This window comes from Streptomyces alfalfae, assembly GCF_004127445.1.
GTDB classification, from domain to species: Bacteria; Actinomycetota; Actinomycetes; order Streptomycetales; family Streptomycetaceae; genus Streptomyces; species Streptomyces alfalfae.
The window spans coordinates 1-3,180 of sequence record NZ_QEXM01000011.1 but is presented as its reverse complement, the minus strand read 5'-3'; the positions used below and the strand labels follow the sequence as shown (position 1 = coordinate 3,180).

At 73.9% G+C, this 3,180-nt stretch carries 1 protein-coding gene; it reads left to right on the top strand.

Annotated features, from left to right (window positions below; genetic code table 11):
• Positions 1-23: 23 nt before the first annotated feature.
• Positions 24-3,180: non-ribosomal peptide synthetase (locus DCW30_RS02810; protein WP_338400580.1), on the top strand; the 3,157-nt coding region annotated here is incomplete at its 3' end.

Below are 3,180 nucleotides of genomic sequence, written 5' to 3'. Positions count from 1 at the left end.
TGGGCGAGGGGTTCGACCTGCGGGTGGATCGGCCGTGGCGGGTGCGGTTGTTGGTGGTCGGTCCGGGTGAGTTCGTGTTGTCGGTGGTGGCGCATCACGTGGCGGTGGACGGTTGGTCGATGGGGGTGCTGGCGCGGGATCTGGAGGCGGCGTATGCGGCGCGTTGTGAGGGGCGTGTGCCGGGGTGGGGTCCGTTGGCGGTGCAGTACGCGGATTACGCGTTGTGGCAGCGTGCGGTGCTGGGTGAGCTGGAGGACCCGGAGAGTGTGAGCAGCCGTCAACTCGCGTTCTGGCGGGAGGCGTTGGCGGATCTGCCGCAGGAGATCGCTCTGCCTGTGGATCGGGCTCGGCCTGCTGTGCCGAGTTTTGCGGGGCGGATGGTTCCGGTGGTTGCGGGTGCGGGGACGCATGCGGGGCTGGTGGAGTTGGCGGGGCGTGGGCGGGCGACGATGTTCATGGTCGTGCACGCGGCGGTGGGTGTGCTGCTGGCGAAGTTGGGGGCGGGGGAGGACGTTCCGTTGGGGACGCCGGTCGCCGGGCGGGGTGAGGCGGCGTTGGAGGGGCTGGCGGGCTTCTTCGTGAACACGCTGGTCCTGCGGACGGACTTGAGTGGTGATCCGACCTTCGCGGAGTTGCTGGAGCGGGTGCGGGGGGCCGACCTCGCGGCGTACGCGCATCAGGACGTGCCCTTCGAGCGGCTGGTGGAGGAGCTGAATCCCTCGCGGTCCCTGTCCCGCACCCCGCTGTTCCAGGTCATGCTGGCCTTGCAGAACGTGCCCGAACCGGAGTGGAGGCTGCGGGGCACGCGGGTGCGGGCGCTGCCGATGGTCGCACCGGCCGCACGGTTCGACCTCGCGGTGACTCTCACCGAGCGGCGTGACGAGCGGGGCGCGCCCGCCGGACTCGACGGTGACGTACTCCTGGCCGCCGACCTGTTCGACGAGGACACCGCAGGCGCGCTGGCGCGGCGTCTGGTGCGCGTCCTGGATCAGGTCGCCGCCGACCCGGGGATTCGCCTCAGTGACGTGGACGTCCTGACCGCCGACGAGCGGGCCCGGGTGGTGGAGCGCTGGCACGAAACGGCGGCCGTCAGCGCGGGCGGCGCGTCGGTGCCGGAACTGTGCGCGGAACGGGCGCGCAGGTCGCCCGACGCGGTGGCGGTGCGGTGCGGCGCCGACGCGGTGTCGTACGGGGAGCTTGAGGCGCGCGCGAACCGCCTCGCCCGGCACTTGCGGGGGCTCGGCGTCCGCCGCGAGGACCGGGTGGGCCTGTGCCTGCCCCGGGGCGTCGACATGGTCGTGGGCGAGCTCGCGGTGTGGAAGGCGGGCGGCGCGTTCGTCCCGCTCGACCCGGAGTACCCGGCGGACCGGCTGGCGTTCATGGTGGCCGACAGCGGCGCCCGGGTGGTTCTCGGCACGGCCGCCACCCTGAGCGGGCTACGGGTGGGGGCGTCGGCGGTGGTGCCGGACACCGGGGAGGCGGCGGCAGCGAAGTCCGTGGCGCGGGACACCGCGGAGGCCGGGGCGACGCGGTTCGTGGTGCTGGACGACGCGGAGACCCCGGCCGCGTGGGCGGCGGCGTCCCCCGAACCCCTCGGCACGAGCGCGCTGCCCGATCAGCTCGCCTATGTGATCTACACCTCCGGGTCGACGGGGCGACCCAAGGGCGTGGCCGTGGCACATGGCGGCGTGGCGAACCTCGCCGAGGTCATGCGGCCGGCGCTGGGCGTGGCCGAGGGCGTGACCGTGCTCCAGTTCGCTTCGTTCAGCTTCGACGCGGCGGTGCTCGACGTGGCGGTGACGCTGGCCGCGGGCGGCACCCTCGCCATCGCCTCGGCCACGGAACGGGCCGAACCCGCGGCCCTGGCGCGGATGATCGCCGCGTCCGGGGTGAGTACGGCGAGCGTCGTGCCGTCCCTGCTGAGCGTGCTCGACCCGGCGTCCGTGCCCGGCGTGACCAACTGGGTCCTCGGCGCGGAGTTGCTGACCGCGGACCTCGCGAGCCGGTGGACACCGCGCGCGCGGGTGTGGAACACCTACGGGCCCACCGAGGCGACGGTGATGGCCACGGCCGGGCCGGTCGCCGCCGGGACCACGGCGAGCGACGAGCCGCCGCCCATCGGGCGCCCCCTCGGGAACGTGCGGATCTACGTCCTCGACTCCCGCCTGCGCCCGGTGGCCCCGGGTGTGGTGGGCGAGGCGTACATCGCGGGCCCCGGTGTGGCGCGCGGCTACGTGGGGCGGCCCGGGCTGACGGCGGAGCGGTTCGTCGCGTGCCCGTTCGGCGCGGGCGGGCGGATGTACCGCACCGGTGACCTGGTCCGCTGGACGGCCGACGGCCAGCTGCTGTTCGCCGGACGCTCGGACGAACAGGTGAAGATCCGCGGCTTCCGGGTGGAACCCGGCGAGGTGGAGGCGGCGCTGTCCGCCCGCCCTGGGGTCCGGCGGGCCGTCGTGGTCGTACGCGAGGACCGCCCGGGCGACCGGCGCCTGGTCGCCTACGTCGTCCCCGAGGCGCGGCACGAGCTCGACCCCCGGAAGGTCCGAGCCGAAGCCGCCCTGCGCCTTCCGGAGCACATGGTCCCGGCGGCGGTGGTCGTCCTGGACGCGCTGCCGCTCACGGTGAACGGCAAGCTGGACCGCGCCGCGTTGCCCGCGCCGGACTTCACCGCCCGCGCCTCGGGCCGGGAGCCGCGTACGCAGACCGAGGAGATCCTGTGCGGTCTGTTCGGCGAGGTGCTCGGCCTGGAGTGGGTGGGCGCCGACGACGGGTTCTTCGACCTGGGCGGGGATTCGCTGCTCGCGATGCGGCTGATCGCGCGGGTGCGGGCGGTGCTCGATGTGGAGGTGGGGATCGGGGAGTTGTTCGGTGCGCCGACGGTGGCGGGGTTGGCGGGGTTGATCGAGGGTGGTCATGGCTCCGGTGGGGGGCGTGTGGTGTTGCGGCCGTGGGTGCGGCCGGATGTGGTGCCGTTGTCGTTCGCGCAGCAGCGGATGTGGTTCTTGAACCGGATGGAGGAGGCGGTGCCGGGGGCGTCGGCGGCGTACAACCTGCCGTTGGCGCTGCGGATCTCGGGTGCGTTGGATGTGGCGGCTCTGGAGTTGGCGCTGGGTGACGTGGCCGACCGGCACGAGAGTCTGCGCACGGTCTTCCCCGACCACGACGGCGTCCCCTACCAGC